Here is a 22,266-nt window from a genome sequence, read left to right as displayed (position 1 = left end):
ATGGGACTGATCGGAGAGGTACTGCTGCTGCCGTTCGCCCCGGTGCGCGGCAGCGGATGGGTGATCAGACAGGTGCTGAGCGAAGCGGAACGCATCTACTACGACCCGAGTGCCGTGCGCGCCGAACTGGCACGGCTGGAGGAGCGGTTGACCGCGGGCGAGATCGACGAGGACGAGTTCGACCGTCAGGAGGACGAACTCCTCGACCGGCTCGAGATCGGCTTGCGCGCAGGCTACGGGAACAGCGACGGGACGGCATGATGAACCGAGTGGGACTGGGCCTCGCAGTGGGGGCCGGATACGTCCTCGGACGTACCAAGAAGATGAAACTGGCGTTCGCGCTGGGCACGTTGGTGGCCGGCAAGCGGCTGAACCTGACCCCGCAGGGGATCATGGACCTGGTCTCCGGGCAGCTGAAGAACAACCCGCAGTTCAAGGAGATCGGGGACCAGCTCCGCGAGGACCTGCGCGGTGTCGGCCAGGCCGCCTCGGGCGCCATGGTCGAGCGGCAGCTCGACGCGTTCGCCGACCGGCTGCACGGACGCACCGCCGAGGTGCGCGAGCAGCTGACGGGCGCGGTGCCGACGCCGGATCTCGATGCGAAGGACGAGCCGGACGCGGACGGCGACGAGCCGGAGGAGTCAACAACGAGCTCCGCAAAGAGCTCCGCAAGGGACTCCGCGAACGACGAAGAAGAGCGTGAGCAGCCGGCCCGCAAGGCCGCGGCCAAGAAGCCCGCGGCGAAGAAGACCGCGAAGAGCGCGGCCGGGAAGGCCCCCGCGAAGCGGACGGCGCCGAGGAAGAAGGCGGCGGCGAAGCGGACCGGAGGCGCCGCCAGGTCGGCGTCCCGGCAGACGGCCGGGGCACGCCGGTCGAAGGGTGGTGACGAGTCATGACCGAGACACTCGGCTCCGCGGGCTCCGCGGCCGGCGGAGCGGCGAAACAGCCGCTGTCCGGCCTCGCCAACAGTGAGGCGGCCGACCGGCTCAAGGCAGAACTTCAGGACTACCTCGCCGCGCAGGCCACGCGGCTGCTGACCGGCGCGGGCCGCAAGCTCGGCGAGACCACCCTCAAACTGAACGACATCGCCGACGGCCGCAGCCCCGGCTTCGCACAACTCGCCCTCGACGGCGGGCGCAAGCTCGCCGAGGGCAAGGGGCCGCTGCGCAGCGCGCTGGAACTCGGCGCAACCCGCGCGAAGGACAACGTCGTGAACGCGTTCAAGAACCTCGGCGGGGGCGGCAAGGGCAAGAACAAGGGCGGGGCGGGCAAGAAGCCCACGGTCATCATCGAGCACATCGACGTCGGCGTGCCGCTGCGCACCGCCTACGACCAGTGGACCCAGTACCAGGACTTCAGCACCTTCGCCAAGGGCGTGAAGAGCGCGAACCGCGCCGACGACACGACCTCCGACTGGCAGCTGAAGGTGTTCTGGTCCAACCGCGGCTGGAAGGCGCACACCACCGAGCAGCTGCCGGACGACCGGATCGCCTGGACTTCGGAGGGTGGCAAGGGCACCACGAAGGGTGTCGTCTCCTTCCACAAGCTCACCGACGGCCTGACCCGGGTCCTGCTGGTGATCGAGTACTACCCCAAGGGCCTGTTCGAGAAGACCGGCAACATCTGGCGCGCCCAGGGCCGCCGGGCCCGGCTCGACCTCAAGAACTTCGTCCGCTTCATCACCCTCAAGGGAGAGGCCGAGGACGGCTGGCGCGGTGAGATCCGCGACGGCGAGGTCGTCCGCACCCATGAGGACGCGGTCGCGGAGGAGGACGAGGAGGAGTACCAAGAGAACGAGGACGAGGACGAGGACGGCGAGGGCGACGAGGACGCCGAGTACTCCGACGAGGAGCCGGAGGGCGAGTACGAGGACGAGGAGGTAGAGGAGACCGAGGACGGCGAGGGCGAGGAGGAGCCCGAGGACGCGTACGAGGACGAGCCCGAGTACGAGGACGAAGCAGACGCCGCGTACGAGGACGAGGACGAGTACGCAGGCAGTGGGAGCCGGCGATGACCATGTCCAGCAGGCTGCCCGAGCCCTACAGCCAGGGCAGCGGAGCCAACCTCGCGGACATCCTGGAACGGGTGCTCGACAAGGGCATCGTGATCGCGGGCGACATCCGGATCAACCTGCTCGACATCGAGCTCCTGACCATCAAGCTCCGCCTCATCGTGGCCTCCGTCGACAAGGCGAAGGAGATGGGCATCGACTGGTGGGAGGACGACCCCGCGTTGTCCTCCCGCGCCCGCCGCAACGAACTGGCCAGGGAGAACGCCGAGTTGCGTGAGCGCCTGGAGCGGCTGCAGCAGCTGGAGCCCGCCGGGGAAGTCGCTCGCGGACAGAAGGAGGCCCCATGACCGCTCTGCGCTACGTCTACGCCGTGTGCCGTCCCTTTCGCTCCGCCCTCCAGGCGCAGCTGACCGGGGTCGCCGGGGCGCCGCCCAAACAGCTCACCCACCACGGCCTGGTCGCCGTAGTCAGTACGGTGCCCGAGGCCGACTTCGCCGAGGCGCCGCTGCGCGCCCACCTGGAGGACCTCGACTGGCTCACCGTCACGGCCCGCGCCCATCAGCAGGTCATCGACGCGCTCACCGCCGTCACCACGCCGTTGCCGCTGCGTCTGGGCACCGTCTTCCGGGACGACAGCGGCGTACGGACCATGATGGAGGCGCGCGAGGCGGACTTCCTGCGCGTCCTGGACCGGCTGGATGGCCGGGTGGAGTGGGGCGTCAAGGTGTTCGTGGAGCCACAGCCCACGGAAGTCGCCGAGCCCACCGCGCCCGGCCCGCCCGAGCACGGTGCGGGGTCGGGCCGTGACTATCTGCGCCGGCGCCGTACGCAGACGCGCGCCCGCGAGGACGTGTGGCAGCGGGCCACGGAATTCGCCGGCCGGCTGCACGAGACGCTTTCCGCTTTCGGTGAGGAAGCCCGGCTGCATGCCCCGCAGAGCGCCGCGCTGTCCGGGGCGTCCGGACAGAACGTGCTCAACGCCGCCTATCTGGTGCCGCGCGCGGATTCCGAGGAATTCGTGGAACTCGTGGACCGGGAGAAGGACGACGCCCCCGGAATCCGGGTCGAACTGACCGGACCCTGGGCGGCGTATTCCTTCACCGGTGAGTTCGCCGAGGAGACGGAGGTGGAGCGGTGACCGTCGTCGAACGCCGTGAGGTCGCACTCGTGGACCTGCTCGACCGGCTGCTCGCCGGGGGCGTCGTCGTCACCGGCGACATCACCCTGCGCATCGCCGACGTCGACCTCGTGCGCATCGACCTGAACGCGCTGATCAGCTCCGTCAACGAGCAGGTCCCGTCGCCCTGGGGAGAATTGACATGACGTCACCGCGCAACCGGTTGGACCTCGATCCCGACACGGTCGAGCGCGACCTGGTGAAACTCGTCCTGACGGTCGTCGAGTTGCTCCGCCAGCTCATGGAACGCCAGGCGCTGCGCCGCTTCGACACGGGCGAACTGGACGAGGAGCAGGAGGAGCGGATCGGGCTGACGCTGATGCTGCTGGACGACCGGATGACCGAACTCCGGGAGCGGTACGGGCTGCGGCCCGAGGACCTGAATCTGGACCTCGGGCCGCTCGGACCGCTGCTTCCCAGGGAGTGAATTCGACTCGGGAAGTCGAATCAACTCACCATCGATACCAGCGGCCCCTGCCCCCCGCCGCGGTCGTGCCCCGCATCACGAATCCCAGAAGCCATACGACGAGAACCACGACCGCGATCCACCAAAGGGCCTTCAACGCGAATCCGGCACCGAAGAGAATCAGAGCCAGCAGCAGCACGAGCAGAATAGGAATCATAGTCCAACCTCCTGCTCGAACGGGTTACCAATAATTCGCCGTTCAGGCTTCTTTCCGGCACAGAATCTCCCCGTGCAGCACACTGAACCAGCCGTCGCCGCGCCGCCCCCACTCCCGCCAGGCCTCCGACACGGCCCGCAACTCCTCGGCGGTCGCGTGCCCGCCCTCCGTGGCCCGCCCGGCATACGCCGAGGCCAGGGTGCGATCCGCCCACAGCCCGCTCCACCAGGCCCGCTCCTCCTCGGTCGAGAAGGTCCAGGTGCTCGACGTCGCCGTGACGTCGGTGAGTCCCGCCCGCAGTGCCCAGGACTTCAGCCGGCGTCCGGCGTCCGGCTCGCCGCCGTTGGCGCGGGCGACCCGGCGGTAGAGGTCCAGCCAGTCGTCCATGCCGCGGGACGGCGGATACCAGGCCATGGCCGCGTAGTCCGAGTCGCGGACCGCGATGAGGCCGCCCGGCCTGGTGACCCGCGCCATCTCGCGCAGCGCCCCGACCGGATCGCCGACGTGCTGCATCACCTGGTGGGCATGGACCACGCAGAACGTCTCGTCCGGGAAGTCCAGGGCGTGCACGTCCGCCACCGCGAAGTCGACGTTCGGCACACCGCGCCCGGCGGCCGTGGCGCGGGCCTGCTCCAGGATCCCGGGCGCCCGGTCGACACCTGTGACCCGCCCGTCCGGGACGAGGGCGGCCAGGTCCGCGGTGATGGTGCCCGGGCCGCAGCCGACATCCAGGATCCGCATGTGCGGCTTCAGCGAGCCGAGCAGGTAGGCCGCCGAGTTGGCCGCGGTGCGCCAGGTGTGCGAACGCAGCACGGACTCGTGGTGCCCGTGCGTGTAGACGGCGGTCTCGCGCGCCTTGGAATGTGCGTCCGGCTGTGCCTTCGACATGCCCGTTCCCCTCGTCTCGTCGTACCGGCTCACGGGGCACGCGGCCCCGCCGGGCGGTACTCGACACCGTACGCCCGTATGTCGAATGCTGAGACCTGTGTTCTGCCATGTGGACTGACGGGGCGTCGGGAATCCGGAATCAGGAGCCGGTCAGCGGACGGTAGACCGTGAGCGCCTCCGGCAGCTTCTCCAGCGTCACCTCGCCCCCCACCTCGGTGACTTCACCGTCGTAGGCGAGCAGCGCCCCCGGTGTGACGCCCGTCAGCCGCAGCCGGCGGACCTGGACCGCGGCGTGCGCGGGGGAGCGGGTCAGCGGGCCCGCGACGGCCGCGGCGAGCAGGCGCAGCGCGGGCCGCCGGCCGCCGTGCACGACCCGTACGTCGAGCACCCCGTCCCCGAGATTCAGCCGGCGCGCGGGCGCCAGGCCCAGCCGGTGGTAGGTGCCGTTCCCGGCGAACAGCAGCCACAACGGGTGCGAGCGACCCGCCACTTCGGCCTGGAGCGGATGGCGGTCCCGGCGCAGCACGCGCAGCGCCGCCACCACCCCGGCCGGCCAGTCGCCGATCCGGGGCGAGAAGCGGTCGCGCTCGCGCACCAGCTCCGGGTACACGCCGAGACTGCACGTGTTGAGGAACAGCCCCTCCTGCGCACCGGACCTGAAACGGCCGACGTCCACGCGCACCGCCTCGCCGCGCTGGATCGCCCGGCCGAGGTCGCGTTCGCTCTCCACGCCCAGGTCGAGGGCGAAGTGGTTCAGCGTGCCACCGGGCAGCACCGCCAGCGGCAGATCGTGCCGCAGTGCCAGCTCGGCCGCCGCGTTCACCGTGCCGTCCCCGCCGCACACCCCGAGCACCTGGGCGCGGGCCGCCGCCTTGTGCAACTCGGCCCCGATGTCCGCCGGTTCGCACTCGACGAGCTCGGCGCGCGGCAGCAGATCCAGCAGGGCGTGCACCTTCTCGGAGGTGCCGGCCGCCTTGTTGGCCACCACGATCAGGCCGTCACCCTCGGTCAGCGCCGGGACGTCCGTACGGGGCCGGGCCGGCGGTACCTGCCGGGCACGGGTGGGCACCATGCCCCGTACGGCGAAGGCGGCGCCCGCGCCCAGCGCCGCGCCGGCCAGTACATCGCTCGGGAAGTGCACGCCGGTGTACACCCGGGACAGCGCCACCGACCAGGCGATCGGGGCCACCACCAGGCCCCAGGCGGGCGACTCCAAGGCGACACCGGTGGCGAACGCGGCCGCCGAGGCGGCATGCCCGGACGGGAACGAGGTGGTGATCGGCTGCCGCTTCAGCTGCCGGACCAGCGGGACGGGATCCAGCGTGGGCCGGGTCCGGCGCACCGACCGCTTGCCGACGGTGTTGATGGTCAGCGAGGCGAGGCTCAGCGAGGCCAGGCCCCGCACCGCGGCCCGGCGGGCCCGAGGGGTGCGGCCGGCGGCGATGACGGCACCCGCCGCGAACCACAGCAGGCCGTGGTTCGCGCTCCGGCTCAGCCGCGGCAGGATCCGCTCGGCGTACGGCCAGTGCTGCTCGGCGGCGAACTCGAACAGCCGCGAGTCGAGGGAGAGGAACCGGTCGCGCAGGGCGTGCCGGCCGGGCTTGAGGACGGTGAGGTCGACGTCTGGGCTCATACAGGGCTGGGTACCCTGAAGTGGCCGATTCCTGTCCGGCCGACGGTGACCGACACACGGAGGAACCCGTAGATGCGCCTGCTGCTCGTCCGTCACGGCCAGACCCCGACCAATGTGGACTACCTCCTCGACACCGCCGCCCCCGGCCCCGGTCTCACCGAGCTCGGCCAACGGCAGGCCGCCGCGCTGCCGGCCGCTCTGACCGGCGAGGACATCGAGGCGATCTACGCCTCCACGCTCGTCCGCACCCAGCTCACCGCCGCCCCGCTGGCCGCCGCCCGCGGCCTGGACGTGATCGTCCGTGCCGGCATCCGCGAGGTGTTCGCGGGCGACCTGGAGATGCTGCCGGGCGACACGGAGGCCGGGCACCTCTACATGCGGACGGTCTTCGCCTGGGCGGCGGGCGACACCGAGCTGCGCATGCCGGGCGGCGAGAGCGGTGCGCAGGCACTGGCGCGCTACGACGCCGTGGTCGCCGAGGCCGCGGGCAGCGGGGCCGGTACGGTCGCCGTGGTCAGCCATGGCGCCGCGATCCGCATGTGGACGGCGGCCCGGGCGGCCAACGTCGACGTCGCCTTCGCGGGGGCGCATCCGCTGGACAACACCGGTGTGGTGGTGCTGGAGGGTTCGCCCGTGGACGGCTGGAAGGCGCTGTCCTGGGCGGGCGCGGTCGTGGCGCCGACGGGGGAGAGCGGACCGGCCGGGCAGGCCGTGGAGGAGGACCTCCCGTAACGGCCGAGGGGTCCCGGGGCGCGTCCCTCGCCCCGTCCGCGGATAACGGTTTGCCCGCGCTCCGGGGCGGCCCGCACAATCCGATCCATGGGACACCTGGAAGCCGCGCACCTCGAGTACTACCTCCCCGACGGGAGGGCGTTGCTCGGCGACGTGTCCTTCCGGGTGGGGGAAGGCGCCGTCGTGGCGCTGGTCGGACCCAACGGAGCCGGCAAGACGACCCTGCTGCGGCTGATCTCCGGGGAGTTGAAACCGCACGGCGGGACCGTCACCGTCGGTGGCGGTCTCGGGGTGATGCGCCAGTTCGTGGGATCCGTACGGGACGAGACGACCGTGCGCGATCTGCTCGTGTCGGTCGCGCCGCCCCGGATCCGAGCGGCCGCGCAGGCCGTCGACGCCGCCGAGCACGCCATCATGACCGTCGACGACGAGGCCGCCCAGCTGAAGTACGCGCAGGCCCTCGCCGACTGGGCCGAGGCGCGCGGGTACGAGGCCGAGACGCTGTGGGACATGTGCACCACCGCCGCGCTCGGCGTGCCGTACGACAAGGCGCAGTGGCGGCAGGTGCGCACGCTGTCCGGCGGTGAGCAGAAGCGGCTGGTGCTGGAGGCGCTGCTGCGCGGCACCGACGAGGTGCTGCTGCTCGACGAGCCCGACAACTACCTCGACGTGCCCGGCAAGCGGTGGCTGGAGGAGCGACTGAAGGAGACCCGCAAGACGGTCCTCTTCGTCTCCCACGACCGGGAGCTCCTGGCCCGCGCGGCCGAGAAGATCGTGTCGGTGGAGCCCTCGCCGGCCGGGGCGGACGCCTGGGTGCACGGCGGCGGCTTCGGTACCTATCACGAGGCCCGCCGCGCCCGGTTCGCCCGCTTCGAGGAGCTGCGCAAACGCTGGGACGAGAAGCACGCGCAGCTGAAGAAGCTCGTGCTGACGCTCCGTCAGGCGGCCGAGAACAGCCCCGACATGGCCTCCCGCTACCGCGCCGCCCAGACCCGGCTGCGCAAGTTCGAGGAGGCGGGACCGCCGCCGGAGCCGCCGCGCGAGCAGGACATCCGGATGCGGCTGAAGGGCGGCCGTACCGGCGTACGGGCCGTCACCTGCGAGAACCTCGAACTCACGAACCTGATGAAGCCGTTCTCGCTGGAGGTCTTCTACGGCGAGCGGGTCGCCGTCCTCGGCTCCAACGGCTCCGGAAAGTCGCACTTCCTGCGACTGCTGGCCGGTGACGACGTGGCCCACACCGGCCAGTGGAAGCTCGGCGCGCGGGTCGTGCCCGGGCACTTCGCCCAGACCCACGCGCACCCCGAGCTGCTCGGCCGGACCCTCCTGGACATCCTGTGGAAGGAGCACGCCCAGGACCGGGGCGCCGCGATGTCCCGTCTGCGCCGCTACGAGCTGACCCAGCAGGCCGAGCAGACGTTCGACCGCCTGTCCGGCGGCCAGCAGGCCCGCTTCCAGATCCTCCTGCTGGAGCTGGAGGGCGTCACGGCCCTCCTGCTCGACGAGCCCACCGACAACCTCGACCTGGAGTCCGCCGAGGCCCTTCAGGAGGGGCTGGAGGCCTTCGAGGGCACGGTCCTTTCGGTCACCCACGACCGCTGGTTCGCCCGCTCCTTCGACCGCTACCTGGTCTTCGGCAGTGACGGACGGGTTCGGGAGACCGCGGAGCCGGTGTGGGACGAGCGGCGGGTGGAGCGGGTGCGGTGACCGTCCGTGTGCGGCCCGTCGCGCGGGGTGGTCTTCGCCGGTGAACGGCAGACCTCACCCGCACGGGCGAAGATCGCGGCCCGGGCCATGGGGTGCCGCGCAAGGGGTGTGTCCTGCAGGGCGCCGTAAGTGCCGACGCGCACGGAGGCCCGGGGGCCCCGGTGTTCGTACAGTGGATGCAGAAGGCGAGACCCAAGGCTGTCTCCCGTACACCGCCCGTGGGCTCCATGCTCCACGGCGCTCCACGGGCGGGTACTCGGACCGCATGGTTGAACACGACGAGCGGGGCACCACCATGACCGGAGTCGACCCCAGCCGGCTGGACGACCAACAGCTCATGAAGGAGCTGGAGAACATCCACCGGACGCGCCACGACACGCTGCTGTACGGCTCGAACGACGCGCTTCGGGCCCACAACGAACGGATGGCGCAGCTGGAGGGCGAGTATCTGCGCCGCAACCCACGCCGCACGGTGGCCTCGGGACGGACCCGCGAGGGCGCCCGCGACCGGGCACCGGGCGGCGCGGCACCGCCGATGTGAGTGAGCCGGCGGGACGGCGAGGCGGACCGCGCATCCGCCGTCCCGCTCGTCGTCTGCGCTCACGCGACTTACTGCACGGTCGCCCTCGACTCCCTGGCGAACACTTCGAGGAACGTCTCGCAGAAAGCCTTCAGGTCGTCCGGCCGACGGCTGGTGACCAGCGCGTTCGGGCCGTGGTCGCAGATCCGTACCTGCTCGTCGACCCAGGAACCGCCGGCGTTGCGGATATCGGTCCGAAGGCTGGGCCACGAGGTGAGCACCCGACCCCGTACGACGTCCGCCTCCACCAGCGTCCAGGCCGCATGGCAGATCGCCGCGACCGGCAGACCCCGGTCGAAGAAGTCCCGCACGAAGGCGACGGCCTTGCGGTTCATCCGCAGGTAGTCCGGGTTGGCGACCCCGCCCGGCAGCACCAGCGCGCCGAAGGTGCCGGCCGATGTCTCGCCCAGAACCTCCTGCACGGGGAACTTCTCCGCCTTGTCGAGATGGTGGAACGCCTGGATCGTGCCCGGCTTCGTCGACACGAGCACCGGCTCGTGCCCCGCGTCCACCGCCGCCTGCCAAGGATCGGTGAGCTCGATCTGCTCGACGCCCTCGGGGGCGGTCAGAAATGCGATACGCATGATGTATGTCCCAACGTCCTTCCGTGGCCCGTGAGGGCCTCGTGACTACGTCGTGCGCGGTCCTCGCCGTCATCGCCCCGGTACGAGCACGGGCGGCCGGCCGGTCGACCCGGTCGGCCGCCCGGAGGACGCCGAACGCCCTTCTCGTGCTACCGGCTGCTGCGCCCGGCGGCGGTCTGTCGCTCACCGCCGACCGGTCACGGCCTCGGCGAGCTCCTGGACGTTTGCATAGTGCGACGTTCGCGACAGCCGCTCCAACGACTCGACCAGGGCGTCGGGCGCGTACCCCCGGCGCAGCTCGCGGATCAGGTCCCGCGGGGTCGCCGGGAAGGCGCTTCGGCCGAGGAACCGCGCGAGCTCCAGCCGTACCGTCGCCAGCGACGCCGCCGACGTCCCCGGAGCCACCGGACCACCCGCGACCTGCGGATCGTCCTCGGCGGACGGCTCCGGATCGTGCCACTCCTCGGTCCGGGTCGGATGCCCGGACCGCAGCAGCCCTTGGAGCTCGTGCTTCATCTCGTCGTCGCGGTGGACGCTCAGCCGGTCACTGCCTCGCTGCATGACTCCCTCCAGATCTTCGGGGCTGCGGTCCGCGTACCCGATGAGAGGGGACCGACACGGGGGTTTGCATCCCGGAAGGAGGGTGACCCGGACCCGTACCCCCCCACGGACGATCCGGGGAAGGACCAGGCCATGGCACTGCTCACCGTGCTACTCCCGCTACTGCTGCTCGGCGTGATGCTGGCGTTGGGGCGGTACGAGGACCTCCTGCTGCCGCAAGAGCAGGACCCCCTCGAACCGGCCGCACCGCCGGCCGCCACCATGACCCACCACGCTTCGGGCTGACCCACGGAGCGCAGGGCGGTGGTGCGGGCAGGGAAGTCGTCGCCGCCCTTGACCCCCGGATCACGCACGAGGAGCAGCGAGGTGCGACCGCCGGAGACGATCAGCGCCATGCGGGGGTCGGGCAGCGGTCCGGGCTCCAGGATGTCCGCGGCCACGTGACCGGCGCGGTGGTGGACGCCGTGCAGCGGTACGCCCAGCGCGTACGCGATGCTCTTCGCCCCCGCCACGCGCACCCGGAGCGCGCCGGACAGTCCCGCCCCGGACGTCACCGCGACCGCCCCGATGCCGGGCGACCGCAGCCCGGCGTCGTCCAGCGCACTGCTGGATCACCGGACGCAGAGCGTGCAGGGCGCCCGGAAAGCGGTCTCGGGGCTCGGATGCTTCCCCGCGCCCCCTTCCGTCATACGGACCGCCCGTTGCGCTCCCTCGCCGCCCGGCCATCATGTCGGCATGCACCGGCCGCTCCGTCTCCACGCCCCCGACTGGTTCACGGCCGACGACTCGACCCTGAACGTCGCGCTCGTGTACCCGATGCAGGGGCCCGCCGGGATGTTCGGGCCCGCCTGTGAGACGTGCGCGCGGTTGGCCGCCGAGGAGATCAACAGGACCGGTGGGGTGCTCGGCAAGGAACTCCGGCTGCTGGAGGTCGACGGCGGAGCCGACCCGCAGACGGTGGCCGCCGAGGTCGAGGCCCTGGTGGCGACCGGTGCCGTGCACGGGGTCACCGGCTGGCACATCTCCTCCGTCCGGCAGGCGGTGGCGCCGCGGGTCGCGCACCGGGTGCCGTACGTCTACACCGCCCTGTACGAGGGCGGTGAGCACACCGACGGTGTCTTCCTCACCAGCGAGACCCCCGACTGGCAACTCCTGCCCGCGATGCGGCTGCTGGCCGAGGCGAGGCAGGTTCGGCGGTGGTTCGTCGTCGGCAACAACTACGTGTGGCCCCGTCGCACGGCCCGCGTGGCCCGACGCTACGCCCGCGCGAGCCTGGGTGGGCGGGTCTGCGGTGAGGCGTATCTGCCGCTCGGCACCGATGACTTCCGCGAGGTTCTGCGGCGTATCGAGCGCGCGGACGCGGACGGCGTGCTGATGCTCCTGGTGGGCAGCGACGCGGTCCGCTTCAACCGGGCCTTCGCCGCCTCCGGCCTCGACCAGCGCTGTCTGCGGCTGAGCACGCTGATGGACGAGAACATGCTGATGGCCAGCGGACCCGAGTCGACCGCCGACTTGTTCAGCACGGCCGGCTTCTTCGCCTCACTGGCCAACCAGGACACCCTGGACTTCCACGGCCAGTACGCCGACCGCTTCGGATTCGACGCTCCGGCCCCGGGGAGCCTCGGTGAGTCCTGCTACGAAGGTGTACTCCTGCTCGCGTCGCTCATCGAACAGGCCCGCACGCTGGACGTGTCCGCGATCTCGGCCGCCGCGGAGAGCGTCTCCTACGAGGGGCCGCGCGGACTGCTCCACCTCCACGACCGGCATGTGCGTCAGCGCATCTACCTTGCACAGGCGGACGGGCTCGACTTCAACGTGCTCGCCCAGCTGCGCGCTCCGCACGACCTGTCGTGATCCGCCGCGCCCCTGCCGGGCCGTGTTCCTCCAAGGCGTCGGAGAAGTGCTCCAGCAGGCTGCCGAGCCGTTCGGTCTCCTCGTCCGTCAGGAGACTCTCCAATTGAGCCCAGTCCGCGCGCACTTCGCGGATCAGCAGCTGCCGGCGCTGCATTCCGCGCGGAGTGAGATGGGCCAGCACCCGACGCCGGTCCGTGGGGTCGACACGGCGGAACACCAGGTTCTGATCGACGAGTTGGTCGACGAGCTTCGTCAGGCTCGGCGCCGGCAGGAAGGCGTGCTCGGCGAGGGCCGTCATGTTGTGCCCCCGCCCGTCGGACAGCAGATCCAGTACGCGCCATGCCTCGATCGAGCAGTCGAACTCGTCGAGCACGGACTGCACTCGGCGAACGGCGAGGCGTTCGGCCCGCGTCAGCAGGTGGAGCAGTTCCTGGGGCCGTCCAGCCATCGTGCTCCTCCGCTCGTGCCCTTGACCGCGGCTCGAGCCTACCTTCGATCACCCGAGCTCTGACAAGGGGAGCCAGGAAAAATCGATCCTTCCGGCAGGAAGCATTAATTGACGTTGCTGCGATGCCGTAAATCCGGCATCAACAGTGACGTCCTCCTTTGTATTGCCCGCGGATTTACTTCCGTTGGAAACTATCCTTCAATTGCGTCGAAACGCGTTGGAAACAGTTTCCTCGCAGGCTGTGGTCGCACTTCAGCGACCAGCCCGGACACCACCCCGGAACGGCTGGGGAAGCCGAGCGTCAACGCCGCCGCGTCTGAAGCGCGTCACATCCATTCCCTCCCCCGGCTCCGCTCGGAGCCCTTCCGCTCGATTCACATCGCCCCCTCGGGGCAAGGAGGTTGTGCATGTCCGGGCTCAGCATCAGCCGACGCGGTCTTCTGACCGGCATATCGGCCGTCGGCGCATCCGCAGCCCTCAGCGCCTGTGGCGCCAAGACCGGCAGCGACACGGCGTCCGCCGCCGGCGCCAAGGCGGACACCTCGGGCGACACCGTCAAGGTCGGCCTGCTGAACTCGCTCTCCGGCACCATGGCCATCAGCGAGGTCACGGTCCACAACGCGCTGCTGCTCGCGGTCAAGGAGATCAACGCGGCCGGCGGTGTGCTGGGCAAGAAGCTCAAGCCCATCAGCCAGGACGGTGCCTCCGACTGGCCGACCTTCGCCGAGAAGGCCGAGGCGCTGATCACCGACGACAAGGTCGCCGCGACCTTCGGCTGCTGGACCTCGGCCAGCCGCAAGGCCGTCAAGCCGGTCTTCGAGCGGTACAAGTCGCCGCTCTTCTACCCCGTGCAGTACGAGGGCCTGGAGGAGTCGCCGTACATCTTCTACATCGGCGCCACCACCAACCAGCAGATCGTGCCCGCCCTCGACTACCTCAAGAAGCAGGGCCTGACCAAGCTCTACCTCGTCGGCAGCGACTACGTGTTCCCCCGCACCGCCAACAAGATCATCAGGGCGTACGCCAAGGCCAACGGCATGGAGATCAAGGGCGAGGACTACGCGCCCCTCGGTTCCACCGAGTTCGGCACCATCGTCAACAAGGTCAAGGACGCCGGCGCGGACGCCGTCTTCAACACCCTCAACGGCGACAGCAACGTGGCCTTCTTCAAGGAGTACAAGTCCGCGGGCCTCACCGCCAAGAGCCTTCCGGTGCTCTCCGTCTCGATCGCCGAGGAAGAGGTCAAGAGCATCGGCACCCAGTATCTGGAAGGCCAGTTGACGGCCTGGAACTACTACCAGACCACGCCGGGCGCGGCGAACACCAAGTTCGTCGAGGCGTACCAGGCCGCGTACGGGAAGGGCAAGCCGACCAGCGACCCGATGGAGGCCGCGTACATCTCCGTCCACCTCTGGAAGGAGATGGTCGAGAAGGCGGGCTCGTTCGACATCGCGAAGGTCAAGGCCGCCGCCGACGGCATCGAACTCGACGCACCCGAGGGCAAGGTCACCGTCGACGGTGCCAGCCAGCACGTCCACAAGACGGCCCGCATCGGCAAGGTCGGGTCCGACGGGCTCATCGAGGAGGTCTGGAACTCGGGCAAGCCGATCAAGCCGGACCCGTACCTGAAGGGCTACTCCTGGGCCTCCGGCCTGTCCTGAGCCCGGCTCCCGCCCCGGTGCCCGGCCTCGTCACGGGGCCGGGCCGTGGCCGTGGAAAGCCCGCACGCCCGTCCTCGACCCGGAGCCGCTTCATGACGGTCATCCTCAACCAGTCCTTCACCGGCATCAGCATCGGTGCCGTGCTGCTGCTCATCGCCCTCGGCCTGACCCTGACCTTCGGTCAGATGGGCGTGATCAACATGGCGCACGGCGAGTTCATCATGGCCGGCGCCTACACGACGTACGTCCTCCAGAAGTCCATCAGCGGCGCCGGCGTCTCGCTGCTCGTCGCTCTGCCGGTCGCCTTCGTGGTGGCCGGAGCGATGGGCGCGCTGCTCGAATGGCTGCTGATCCGGCGCCTGTACACCCGGCCACTGGACACCCTGCTGGTCACCTGGGGTGTCTCCCTGATGCTCCAGCAACTCGCCCGTGACATCTTCGGCGCCCCCAACGTGCAGACCGGCGCCCCCGACCTGCTCACCGGCAACATCTCCTTGGGCGGGGGCATCACCTTCGCCAACAGCCGGCTGTTCATCCTCGGTCTCGCGCTGCTGTGCGTCCTCGGTCTCACGCTGATCCTGCGGCTCACCCCGCTGGGGCGCCGTGTCCGCGCCGTCGTACAGAACCGGGACCTCGCGGAGGCCTCGGGCATCGCGACCGGCCGGGTCGACCGCCTCACCTTCTTCGTCGGCTCGGGGCTCGCGGGCGTCGCCGGTGTCGCGCTCACCCTCGTGGGCCCGATCGGCCCGACCATGGGCACCAACTACATCGTCGACGCCTTCCTGGTCGTCGTCGTGGGCGGCATCGGCCAGCTCAAGGGCAGCGTCATCACCGCCTTCGCGCTCGGCGTCCTCCAGTCCGTCCTCGAATACTCGACGACGGTCAGCGTCGCCAAGGTCGTCGTGCTCGTGGCGATCGTCGCCTTCCTCCAGTGGCGACCCCAGGGCCTGTACACACTGCGCACCCGGAGCCTGGCATGACGACGACCACCCCCGCCGCCCCCTCGGTGCAGACTCCGCCGTCCCGGTCCCCGCTGGAGCGGTTCCGCGTCCCCGCCGGCTTCCTCGTCGGCGCCGTACTCCTCCTCGGAGTCGCCCCGCTCGCTCTGACCGACTTCCGCCTCAACCTCCTCGCCAAATACCTGTGTTACGCCATCGTCGCCGTCGGCGTGAGCCTGGCCTGGGGCCGCGGCGGGCTCATGGTGCTCGGCCAGGGCGTCTTCTTCGGCCTCGGCGGCTACGCCATGGCCATGCACCTCAAGCTCGCCGACGCCGCCGCGACGGGCGAGACGCTGCCCGACTTCATGCAGCTCTACGGCAGCGGAGACGGCCTCCCGTGGTGGTGGAAGCCGTTCGCCGACCCGGCGTTCGCGCTCGCCATGACCGTGCTGCTGCCGATGGCGGTCGCGGCCGTCCTCGGGTTCTTCGTCTTCCGGCGCAGGGTGAAGGGCGCCTACTTCGCCATCCTCAGCCAGGCGCTGGCGGCGGCCCTGGCCATCTGGCTGATCGGCCAGCAGGCCACCACGGGCGGCACGAACGGCCTCACCGACATCCAGGGCTTCTTCGGCTACTCGCTGGACGACCCGGTCAACCTGCGCATGGTGTACTTCATCATCGCCGCCGTCCTGCTGCTCCTGATGGGGCTGGCCCGCCAGCTGTTCGTCAGCCGGTACGGCGAACTCCTCGTCGCGGTGCGGGACTCCGAGGAGCGGGTGCGCTTCCTCGGCTACAACCCGGCGGGCGTCAAGCTCGTGGCGTACGTCGTCGCGGCCGGCATGGCCGGACTGGCCGGCGCGCTCTTCGTGCCGGCCGTCGGGATCATCTCCCCGGCACTGATCGGGATCGTGCCGTCCATCGGGTTCGTCATCGGCGCGGCGGTCGGCGGACGTGCCTCGCTGGTCGGCGCGGTCCTCGGCGCGATCGCCGTGGCCTGGGCGCAGAGCGAGCTGTCCGACGCCTTCCCGGCGGCGTGGACGTACCTCCAGGGCCTGCTGTTCGTCCTCGCGGTCGGCTTCCTGCCCGGCGGCCTCGCCTCCCTGGGCGTCGTGTTGCGCAGGCGCCGCGCCACCACTCGTACGACGGGAGAGACAGCATGAGCGGCGAGGGACTGACCGTCCGCGACCTCAGGGTCACCTTCGACGGGTTCACCGCGGTCGACGGCGTGGACCTCGACATCCGCCCCGGCGACCTGCGCTTCCTGATCGGCCCGAACGGCGCGGGCAAGACCACCCTGGTCGACGCGGTCACCGGCCTGGTGAAGGCCACCGGCTCGGTCCGGTTCAAAGACCAGGACCTGCTGGGCAAGCCGGTGCAGAAGATCGCCCGCATGGGCATCGGCCGTACGTTCCAGACGGCCACCGTCTTCGAGGAACTGACCGTGCTTCAGAACCTGGACATCGCCGCCGGCGCCGGGCGCGGGGCGTGGACGATGCTGCGCCGCCGCAAGGGCATACCGAACGAGGTGGCGAGGGCACTGGAGACGACGGGGCTGACGGATCTCCGCGACCGCCCCGCCGGAGTGCTGGCGCACGGCCAGAAGCAGTGGCTGGAGATCGGCATGCTGCTCGTCCAGGACGTCAGACTGCTGCTGCTCGACGAGCCGGTGGCAGGCATGAGCCACGACGAGCGCGAGGCCACCGGCGAACTCCTGCAACGCGTCAGCGCGGACCACACGGTCGTGGTCATCGAGCACGACATGGACTTCATGCGCTCCTTCGCCCGCAGCGTCACCGTCCTGCACGCCGGAAGGGTCCTCAGCGAGGGCACGGTCGCCGAGGTCCAGGCCGACGCCAAGGTCCAGGAGGTCTACCTGGGCCGCGCCTCGGAGCCGGAGACCGGGGGACCCGAATCCGCGCCCGCCGCCACGCCCGTGGCCGTCGCCGAGGAGGCATGACCATGCTGGAGATCAGTTCCGTTCACGCCGGGTACGACCGCACCATCGTGCTGCACGGCGTGACGGTCTCGGTCCCGAAGGACGGCGTCGGCACCGTCCTCGGCCACAACGGCGCAGGCAAGAGCACCCTGTTGCGCACCGCCATGGGCCTGATCAGGCCCAGGAGCGGCAGCGTCCTGCTCGACGGCGAGGACATCACCCGCCTCGCCCCGCACCAGCGAGTGGCCCGCGGGATGGCGTACGTCCCCCAAGGGCAGCAGTCATTCCCGCACCTGACCACGGCCGAGAACCTCCAACTCGTCGCGGACGGCCGGACCGGCGGCAAGCAGGCCGTCGCCGACGCGCTCGACCTCTTCCCGGTCCTGCGGGAGCTGTCCGGGCGCCGGGCCGGCCTGCTCTCCGGCGGTCAGCGCCAGCAACTCGCCATCGCCCGCGCCCTGATCACCCGTCCGAAGCTGCTCCTCCTCGACGAACCCACCGAGGGCATCCAGCCCTCGGTCGTCGCGGAGATCGAGGAGACGGTCCTCGCCCTGACCCGGCGCGGCGGCCTGTCCGTCCTCCTCGTCGAACAGCACGTCGGTTTCGCCATGCGGGCCGCCGAGCACTACTACGTCCTGGAGGCGGGCCGGGTGACCTCCTCGGGAGAGGGCGGCACAGGCGCCGAACAGACCGTACGGGGGGCGCTCAGCGTGTGAGCTGTGGGCGGGGCTCCGGGCGAGGCGGCCATAATTGCTGTTAGCGTGCAACTGCACATCAGTGGCAATTACGGCGGAGGACGTTGGACATGGCGGTTTACACGCTCCCGGAGCTTCCCTACGACTACGCGGCGCTCGAACCGGTCATCAACCCGCAGATCATCGAGCTGCACCACGACAAGCACCACGCGGCGTACGTCAAGGGTGCGAACGACACCCTGGAGCAGCTGGCGGAGGCACGGGACAAAGAGGCGTGGGGTTCGATCAACGGCCTGGAGAAGAACCTGGCGTTCCACCTCTCCGGGCACATCCTGCACTCGATCTACTGGCACAACATGACCGGTGACGGCGGCGGCGAGCCCCTGGAGAAGGACGGCGTGGGCGAGCTCGCGGACGCCATCGCCGAGTCCTTCGGCTCCTTCGCGGGCTTCAAGGCGCAGCTCACCAAGGCCGCGGCGACCACCCAGGGCTCCGGCTGGGGTGTCCTCGCCTACGAGCCGCTCAGCGGGCGCCTGATCGTCGAGCAGGTCTACGACCACCAGGGCAACGTCGGCCAGGGCTCGACCCCGGTCCTGGTCTTCGACGCCTGGGAGCACGCCTTCTACCTGCAGTACAAGAACCAGAAGGTCGACTTCATCGACGCCATGTGGGCCGTCGTCAACTGGCAGGACGTCGCCAGGCGTTACGCCGCCGCCAAGGAGCGCGGCGACAGCCTGCTGCTCGCGCCGTGACGGCGCGGCACTGAGATGTCCTGCTCGTGATCGTCTTCTCAGCCTTCACCGGCAGGCGGCATGACGAAGGGCCCCCGCGAGGACGTGACTTGCGGGAGCCCTGCCACGGCCTGCCGCCTCTCCCACACGGGCCGTCCCATGACCTGAGGCACAACCCGCCGGGATCGATGGAGCAACGGGCTCCTAGAGACGGATGACGATGAGGGCGATGTCGTCGGGGGCGCCGTCGGCCACGTCCAGGCGGGTCAGCAGGGCGTCGGCGAGCCGCTCGGGGGTGTGGGAGCCGACTTGGGCCAGGGCTGTGGTCAGGCGGGCCATGCTGACGTCGATGTCTTCGTCGCGGCGTTCGATGAGGCCGTCGGTGTACAGGACGAGGGTGTCCCCGGGGGTGTAGGCGAGGCCGGCCTGGGGGCGGGGGACGTGGTGCACACGGGCGCCGAGCGGAGGATCGGTTGCCTGGTCAAGCAGTTCGCAGGTTCCGTCGCGGTGGAGCAGGACGGGCGGTGGGTGCCCGGCGTTGCTGTAGATGACCAGTCGGCTGCGCGTGTCGATGAGCACCTTGACGGCGGTTGCGGCCGTGGCGCCCTCCAGGGAGCGGGCGTACAGACCGAGGACTTCCAGGGCCTGGGCGGGGCTGGGGGTGGTGCGGATCGCGGCGCTGAGGGCGCTGCGGAGCATCCCCATGACGGCCGCGGCATGCAGTCCGTGGCCGACGACGTCGCCGACCGCTGCGGCGTAGCGGTCGGGTGGCAGGTCCACGACGTCGTACCAGTCGCCGCACACGTTCAGCGAGGTGGTGGCCGGCTGGTAGCGCACGGCGATCGAGTCGGTGTGGCGGTCGAGATCCGGCGCAAAAAGCATCGCTTCCTGCAGAGTGACGGCGATCTGCCGTTCGCGGGCATGGGCCCGGCGGAGTTCCTCGTTGAGGACGTGCAGCTCGCGGGCCCGTGCGTACAGCTCGGCTGCCAGGCCCTTCTCCCGCTCGGTGAATTCCTCTGTGAGCCGGCCCGCCCAGTGCGAATGGATGAAGCCGGTCACGTCCTCGGCCCGCTGCACGATCCGCCTCACCCTGCCGTCGGGCCTGTGAATCGGCGTGTGGACCACCGACCACCAGCGCTCTTCGAACTCTCCCGGATCTTGGAGGGCGGGGACGTCGTATCGCTGCAGCACCAGGGTGTCCGGTCTTCCGGTGTCGAGTACCCGGCGGAGCGATCGATGCAGGTTGCGCTGTGTGTCGTCGGGGGCATGGGGGTTCTCCGGCAGGGCGTCGAAGAAGTACGACCCGATCAGCTCGTCCCGGGTTCTCCCCGTGGTCCGCAGATATGCCCGGTTGACGTAACGGATCACCAGGTCCGTGTCCAGGACCAGGTACGGGCTCGGTGTGGCGTCGAAGAACGCCGTGAAATCAACGTCCGCTGCCATCACACGCTCACAAAGGCCTACGACCGCGACTCCCTGCATGTCCCAATCTACGGGCGAAGGGGCGACCGGGCTCGTCGGCACAGGTGGGTGGACAGTCTGCAACGCCTCTCGGCACCGCTCAGTCGGCCTTCTTCACCGGCCCCGACAGGAACTCCTGCACCTTCGCCTTGAAACCCTGGCGGATCATCGAACCGCGGTCGGCGTCGCCCTTCAGGACGGACGTCGCTGTTGCCTCCAGCTGGTCCCAGGTGGCGTGCGGGGGGATCGGGGGTACGGCAGGGTCCGTGAGGAACTCGATCACGGCGGGGCCGTCCGCCTCCAGGCCCGCGCGCCAGGCCGACTCGACGTCCTCGGGCTTCTCCACGCGGAGGCCGGTCAGGCCGAGGGAGCGGGCGAAGGCGGCGTAGTCGACGTCGGGGAGTTGCTGGGACGGCAGGAAGGACGGGGCGCCCTCCATGGCGCGCATCTCCCACGTGACCTGGTTGAGGTCGTGGTTGTTGAACACGGCCACGACCAGGCGCGGGTCCTCCCACAGGTCCTTGTACTTCGCGGCCGTGATCAGCTCGGCCAGCCCGTTCATCTGCATCGCCCCGTCCCCGACCAGCGCGATCGCCGGACGGTCCGGGTGGGCGAACTTGGCGCCGATCGCGTACGGCACACCGCAGCCCATCGTCGCCAGCGTCCCGGACAGCGACGCGCGCATGCCGGGCCGCATGGTGAGGTGGCGGGCGTACCAGTTGGCCGCGGAGCCCGAGTCGCAGGAGACGATCGCGTTGTCCGGCAGCAGCGGGTCCAGGGCTCGGGTGACGTACTCCGGGTTGATCGGTTCGGCCGACAGCCCCGCGCGCCGCTCCATGACGTCCCGCCAGCGCACCACGTTGTCGCACACCGTGTCGTACCACTCGCGACCGCGCTCCTCGGCGGCGATCAGCGGGATCAGCCGCTCCAGCGTCGCCTTCGCGTCGCCCACGAGATTGACCTCGTACGGATACCGCATCCCGACCAGGTGCGGATCGATGTCGATCTGCACACCGCGCGCCTTGCCGAAGTCCGGCAGGAACTGCGCGTACGGGAAGGAGGATCCGATGGTCAGGAGCGTGTCGCAGTCCCGCATCAGCTCGTACGAGGGCCGGGTGCCCAGCAGGCCGATCGCGCCCGTGACGTAGGGCAGTTCGTCGCTCAGGACGTCCTTGCCGAGCAGTGCCTTCGCCACGCCGGCGCCGAGCAGTTCGGCGATCCGCTCCACCTCGGCGCGTGCGCCGGCCGCGCCCTGGCCGACCAGGATGGCCACCTTGTCACCGGTGTTGAGGATCTCCGCGGCCCGCCGCACCGAGTCGTCCGAGGGGACCGCCGTCCAGGAAGTGCGGTCCAGGCTGGAGGGCACCATCCTGAACTCGTGCGTGGGCGGGCTGTAGTCGAGCTCCTGGACGTCGCCGGGGACGATGACGGCCGTGGGGGCACGGCGCGCGTAGGCCGTACGGATCGCCCGGTCCAGGACGTTCGGCAGCTGCTCGGGGACCGTCACCGTCTCCACGAAGTCCGAGGCGACGTCCTTGAACAGCGTGTGCAGGTCCACCTCCTGCTGGTACGAGCCGCCCATCGCGCTGCGGTGCGTCTGGCCGACGACGGCCAGGACGGGCACATGGTCGAGCCTGGCGTCGTACAGGCCGTTCAGGAGGTGGATCGCGCCCGGCCCCGAGGTCGCCGCGCACACCCCGAGCCGGCCGCTGAACTTGGCGTATCCGACCGCCTGGAACGCGGACATCTCCTCGTGCCGCGACTGGACGAAACGCGGCCGGTTCTCGGCCCGGCCCCAGGCGGCCAGCAGCCCGTTGATGCCGTCGCCGGGGTAGCCGAAGACCTGCTCCACACCCCATGCGCGCAGGCGCTCAAGGACATGGTCGGCGACCTTGCTGCTCATAGGGGACCTCCCGGTCCGATCGAGGGCCGGCCCTCCGTGCGGGGGCTGTGCGGCACGGCTACGAGTGACCCCGGGGACCAGCGGAAAACCCGCGTGAGTGTTTGAGGACGGTGAGTGAGGGCAGGCGGACGAACAGTGCTTCGGAC

At 70.4% G+C, this 22,266-nt stretch carries 26 protein-coding genes and 1 pseudogene; 18 read left to right on the top strand and 9 right to left on the bottom strand.

The window, feature by feature from the left end:
- From AC3ETA_RS08425 to AC3ETA_RS08395, 7 genes are read left to right on the top strand one after another with little or no spacing between them, the layout of a single operon-like run.
- Positions 1-261: a gas vesicle protein GvpG gene (locus AC3ETA_RS08425; protein ID WP_330357056.1), complete on the top strand. Its 261-nt coding sequence runs from the start codon at positions 1-3 to the stop codon at positions 259-261.
- Positions 261-896, top strand: a complete 636-nt coding sequence (locus tag AC3ETA_RS08420) for a DNA primase (protein ID WP_432192331.1) — start codon at positions 261-263, stop codon at positions 894-896. The genes AC3ETA_RS08425 and AC3ETA_RS08420 overlap by 1 nt, the downstream gene beginning before the upstream one ends.
- Positions 893-2,014, top strand: a complete 1,122-nt coding sequence (locus tag AC3ETA_RS08415; RefSeq protein ID WP_432192174.1) for an SRPBCC family protein — start codon at positions 893-895, stop codon at positions 2,012-2,014. The genes AC3ETA_RS08420 and AC3ETA_RS08415 overlap by 4 nt, the downstream gene beginning before the upstream one ends.
- Positions 2,011-2,358 (top strand): gas vesicle protein, encoded by a 348-nt coding sequence (locus tag AC3ETA_RS08410; RefSeq protein ID WP_432192173.1) that lies wholly within the window; start codon positions 2,011-2,013, stop codon positions 2,356-2,358. Before AC3ETA_RS08415 ends, AC3ETA_RS08410 begins: the two co-directional genes overlap by 4 nt.
- Positions 2,355-3,149 carry a GvpL/GvpF family gas vesicle protein gene (locus AC3ETA_RS08405; RefSeq protein WP_432192172.1) on the top strand — a complete coding sequence of 265 codons (795 nt, stop codon included), beginning with the start codon at positions 2,355-2,357 and terminating at the stop codon, positions 3,147-3,149. The genes AC3ETA_RS08410 and AC3ETA_RS08405 overlap by 4 nt, the downstream gene beginning before the upstream one ends.
- Entirely contained in the window at positions 3,146-3,334 is a 189-nt protein-coding gene (locus tag AC3ETA_RS08400; RefSeq protein WP_030953078.1) for a gas vesicle protein, read from the top strand. Before AC3ETA_RS08405 ends, AC3ETA_RS08400 begins: the two co-directional genes overlap by 4 nt.
- Positions 3,331-3,615: a gas vesicle protein K gene (locus AC3ETA_RS08395; RefSeq protein ID WP_432192171.1), complete on the top strand. Its 285-nt coding sequence runs from the start codon at positions 3,331-3,333 to the stop codon at positions 3,613-3,615. Before AC3ETA_RS08400 ends, AC3ETA_RS08395 begins: the two co-directional genes overlap by 4 nt.
- Positions 3,616-3,640: 25 nt before the next feature.
- Here the strand turns inward: AC3ETA_RS08395 and AC3ETA_RS08390 are convergent, their stop codons facing one another.
- From AC3ETA_RS08390 to AC3ETA_RS08380, 3 genes are all read right to left on the bottom strand, one after another.
- On the bottom strand, positions 3,641-3,811 hold the full coding sequence (locus AC3ETA_RS08390) for a hydrophobic protein (protein WP_432192170.1): 171 nt from the start codon (positions 3,809-3,811) through the stop codon (positions 3,641-3,643).
- A 42-nt stretch (positions 3,812-3,853) separates the two neighbouring features.
- Complete coding sequence (locus AC3ETA_RS08385; RefSeq protein ID WP_432192169.1) at positions 3,854-4,699, bottom strand: methyltransferase domain-containing protein; 846 nt, start codon at positions 4,697-4,699, stop codon at positions 3,854-3,856.
- A gap of 139 nt (positions 4,700-4,838) precedes the next feature.
- Complete coding sequence (locus AC3ETA_RS08380; RefSeq protein WP_432192168.1) at positions 4,839-6,332, bottom strand: bifunctional phosphatase PAP2/diacylglycerol kinase family protein; 1,494 nt, start codon at positions 6,330-6,332, stop codon at positions 4,839-4,841.
- A 72-nt stretch (positions 6,333-6,404) separates the two neighbouring features.
- Here AC3ETA_RS08380 and AC3ETA_RS08375 point away from each other — a divergent pair, with 72 nt between their 5' ends.
- From AC3ETA_RS08375 to AC3ETA_RS08365, 3 genes are all read left to right on the top strand, one after another.
- Complete coding sequence (locus tag AC3ETA_RS08375; RefSeq protein ID WP_432192167.1) at positions 6,405-7,064, top strand: histidine phosphatase family protein; 660 nt, start codon at positions 6,405-6,407, stop codon at positions 7,062-7,064.
- 87 nt (positions 7,065-7,151) lie between these two features.
- On the top strand, positions 7,152-8,771 hold the full coding sequence (locus tag AC3ETA_RS08370; RefSeq protein ID WP_432192166.1) for an ATP-binding cassette domain-containing protein: 1,620 nt from the start codon (positions 7,152-7,154) through the stop codon (positions 8,769-8,771).
- Positions 8,772-9,036: 265 nt separating this feature from the next.
- The gene (locus AC3ETA_RS08365) at positions 9,037-9,312 is read left to right on the top strand and encodes a DUF6158 family protein (protein ID WP_126900743.1); all 276 of its coding nucleotides are present in this window, start codon (positions 9,037-9,039) and stop codon (positions 9,310-9,312) included.
- Between the two features lie 68 nt (positions 9,313-9,380).
- Here the strand turns inward: AC3ETA_RS08365 and AC3ETA_RS08360 are convergent, their stop codons facing one another.
- Positions 9,381-9,935 carry a type 1 glutamine amidotransferase domain-containing protein gene (locus AC3ETA_RS08360; RefSeq protein WP_432192165.1) on the bottom strand — a complete coding sequence of 185 codons (555 nt, stop codon included), beginning with the start codon at positions 9,933-9,935 and terminating at the stop codon, positions 9,381-9,383.
- A 183-nt stretch (positions 9,936-10,118) separates the two neighbouring features.
- Complete coding sequence (locus tag AC3ETA_RS08355) at positions 10,119-10,496, bottom strand: DUF2795 domain-containing protein (RefSeq protein WP_432192164.1); 378 nt, start codon at positions 10,494-10,496, stop codon at positions 10,119-10,121.
- Positions 10,497-10,628: 132 nt separating this feature from the next.
- Here AC3ETA_RS08355 and AC3ETA_RS08350 point away from each other — a divergent pair, with 132 nt between their 5' ends.
- The gene (locus AC3ETA_RS08350) at positions 10,629-10,781 is read left to right on the top strand and encodes a hypothetical protein (protein WP_432192163.1); all 153 of its coding nucleotides are present in this window, start codon (positions 10,629-10,631) and stop codon (positions 10,779-10,781) included.
- Between the two features lie 59 nt (positions 10,782-10,840).
- Here the strand turns inward: AC3ETA_RS08350 and AC3ETA_RS08345 are convergent.
- Positions 10,841-11,129 (bottom strand): annotated as a pseudogene (locus AC3ETA_RS08345) (tRNA (adenosine(37)-N6)-threonylcarbamoyltransferase complex transferase subunit TsaD); the annotation flags it as partial.
- A gap of 102 nt (positions 11,130-11,231) precedes the next feature.
- On the opposite strand from AC3ETA_RS08345, the gene AC3ETA_RS08340 reads away from it, so the two are divergent.
- A complete protein-coding gene (locus AC3ETA_RS08340; protein WP_432192162.1) occupies positions 11,232-12,350 on the top strand; it encodes a substrate-binding domain-containing protein in 1,119 nt (372 codons plus the stop codon).
- Here AC3ETA_RS08340 and AC3ETA_RS08335 read toward each other — a convergent pair.
- Complete coding sequence (locus tag AC3ETA_RS08335) at positions 12,307-12,798, bottom strand: MarR family winged helix-turn-helix transcriptional regulator (RefSeq protein ID WP_432192161.1); 492 nt, start codon at positions 12,796-12,798, stop codon at positions 12,307-12,309. The two genes, AC3ETA_RS08340 and AC3ETA_RS08335, sit on opposite strands and share 44 nt — an antisense overlap.
- A 407-nt stretch (positions 12,799-13,205) precedes the next feature.
- Here AC3ETA_RS08335 and urtA point away from each other — a divergent pair, with 407 nt between their 5' ends.
- The 6 genes from urtA (at position 13,206) to AC3ETA_RS08305 (ending at position 18,777) form a co-directional block, all read left to right on the top strand.
- The gene (gene urtA / locus AC3ETA_RS08330) at positions 13,206-14,459 is read left to right on the top strand and encodes an urea ABC transporter substrate-binding protein (protein ID WP_432192160.1); all 1,254 of its coding nucleotides are present in this window, start codon (positions 13,206-13,208) and stop codon (positions 14,457-14,459) included.
- 92 nt (positions 14,460-14,551) lie between these two features.
- On the top strand, positions 14,552-15,439 hold the full coding sequence (urtB, locus tag AC3ETA_RS08325; RefSeq protein ID WP_432192159.1) for an urea ABC transporter permease subunit UrtB: 888 nt from the start codon (positions 14,552-14,554) through the stop codon (positions 15,437-15,439).
- A complete protein-coding gene (gene urtC / locus AC3ETA_RS08320) occupies positions 15,436-16,554 on the top strand; it encodes an urea ABC transporter permease subunit UrtC (protein WP_432192158.1) in 1,119 nt (372 codons plus the stop codon). The genes urtB and urtC overlap by 4 nt, the downstream gene beginning before the upstream one ends.
- Entirely contained in the window at positions 16,551-17,351 is an 801-nt protein-coding gene (urtD, locus tag AC3ETA_RS08315) for an urea ABC transporter ATP-binding protein UrtD (RefSeq protein ID WP_432192157.1), read from the top strand. The genes urtC and urtD overlap by 4 nt, the downstream gene beginning before the upstream one ends.
- Positions 17,352-17,353: 2 nt before the next feature.
- Positions 17,354-18,046, top strand: coding sequence for an urea ABC transporter ATP-binding subunit UrtE (urtE, locus tag AC3ETA_RS08310; RefSeq protein ID WP_432192156.1), 693 nt, complete (start codon positions 17,354-17,356; stop codon positions 18,044-18,046).
- 89 nt (positions 18,047-18,135) lie between these two features.
- Positions 18,136-18,777, top strand: coding sequence for a superoxide dismutase (locus AC3ETA_RS08305; protein ID WP_432192155.1), 642 nt, complete (start codon positions 18,136-18,138; stop codon positions 18,775-18,777).
- A gap of 183 nt (positions 18,778-18,960) precedes the next feature.
- On the opposite strand, the gene AC3ETA_RS08300 is transcribed toward AC3ETA_RS08305, so the two are convergent.
- Together AC3ETA_RS08300 and AC3ETA_RS08295 are read right to left on the bottom strand one after the other, a co-directional pair.
- The gene (locus tag AC3ETA_RS08300; protein WP_432192154.1) at positions 18,961-20,199 is read right to left on the bottom strand and encodes a PP2C family protein-serine/threonine phosphatase; all 1,239 of its coding nucleotides are present in this window, start codon (positions 20,197-20,199) and stop codon (positions 18,961-18,963) included.
- Positions 20,200-20,317: 118 nt separating this feature from the next.
- The gene (locus tag AC3ETA_RS08295; protein ID WP_432192153.1) at positions 20,318-22,120 is read right to left on the bottom strand and encodes a thiamine pyrophosphate-requiring protein; all 1,803 of its coding nucleotides are present in this window, start codon (positions 22,118-22,120) and stop codon (positions 20,318-20,320) included.
- Positions 22,121-22,266 lie beyond the last annotated feature (146 nt).

The sequence above is a fragment of the Streptomyces sp. bgisy027 genome, assembly GCF_057710365.1.
The sequence above is the reverse complement of the archived record's forward strand: the minus strand, read 5'-3'. Positions and strand labels throughout refer to the sequence as shown.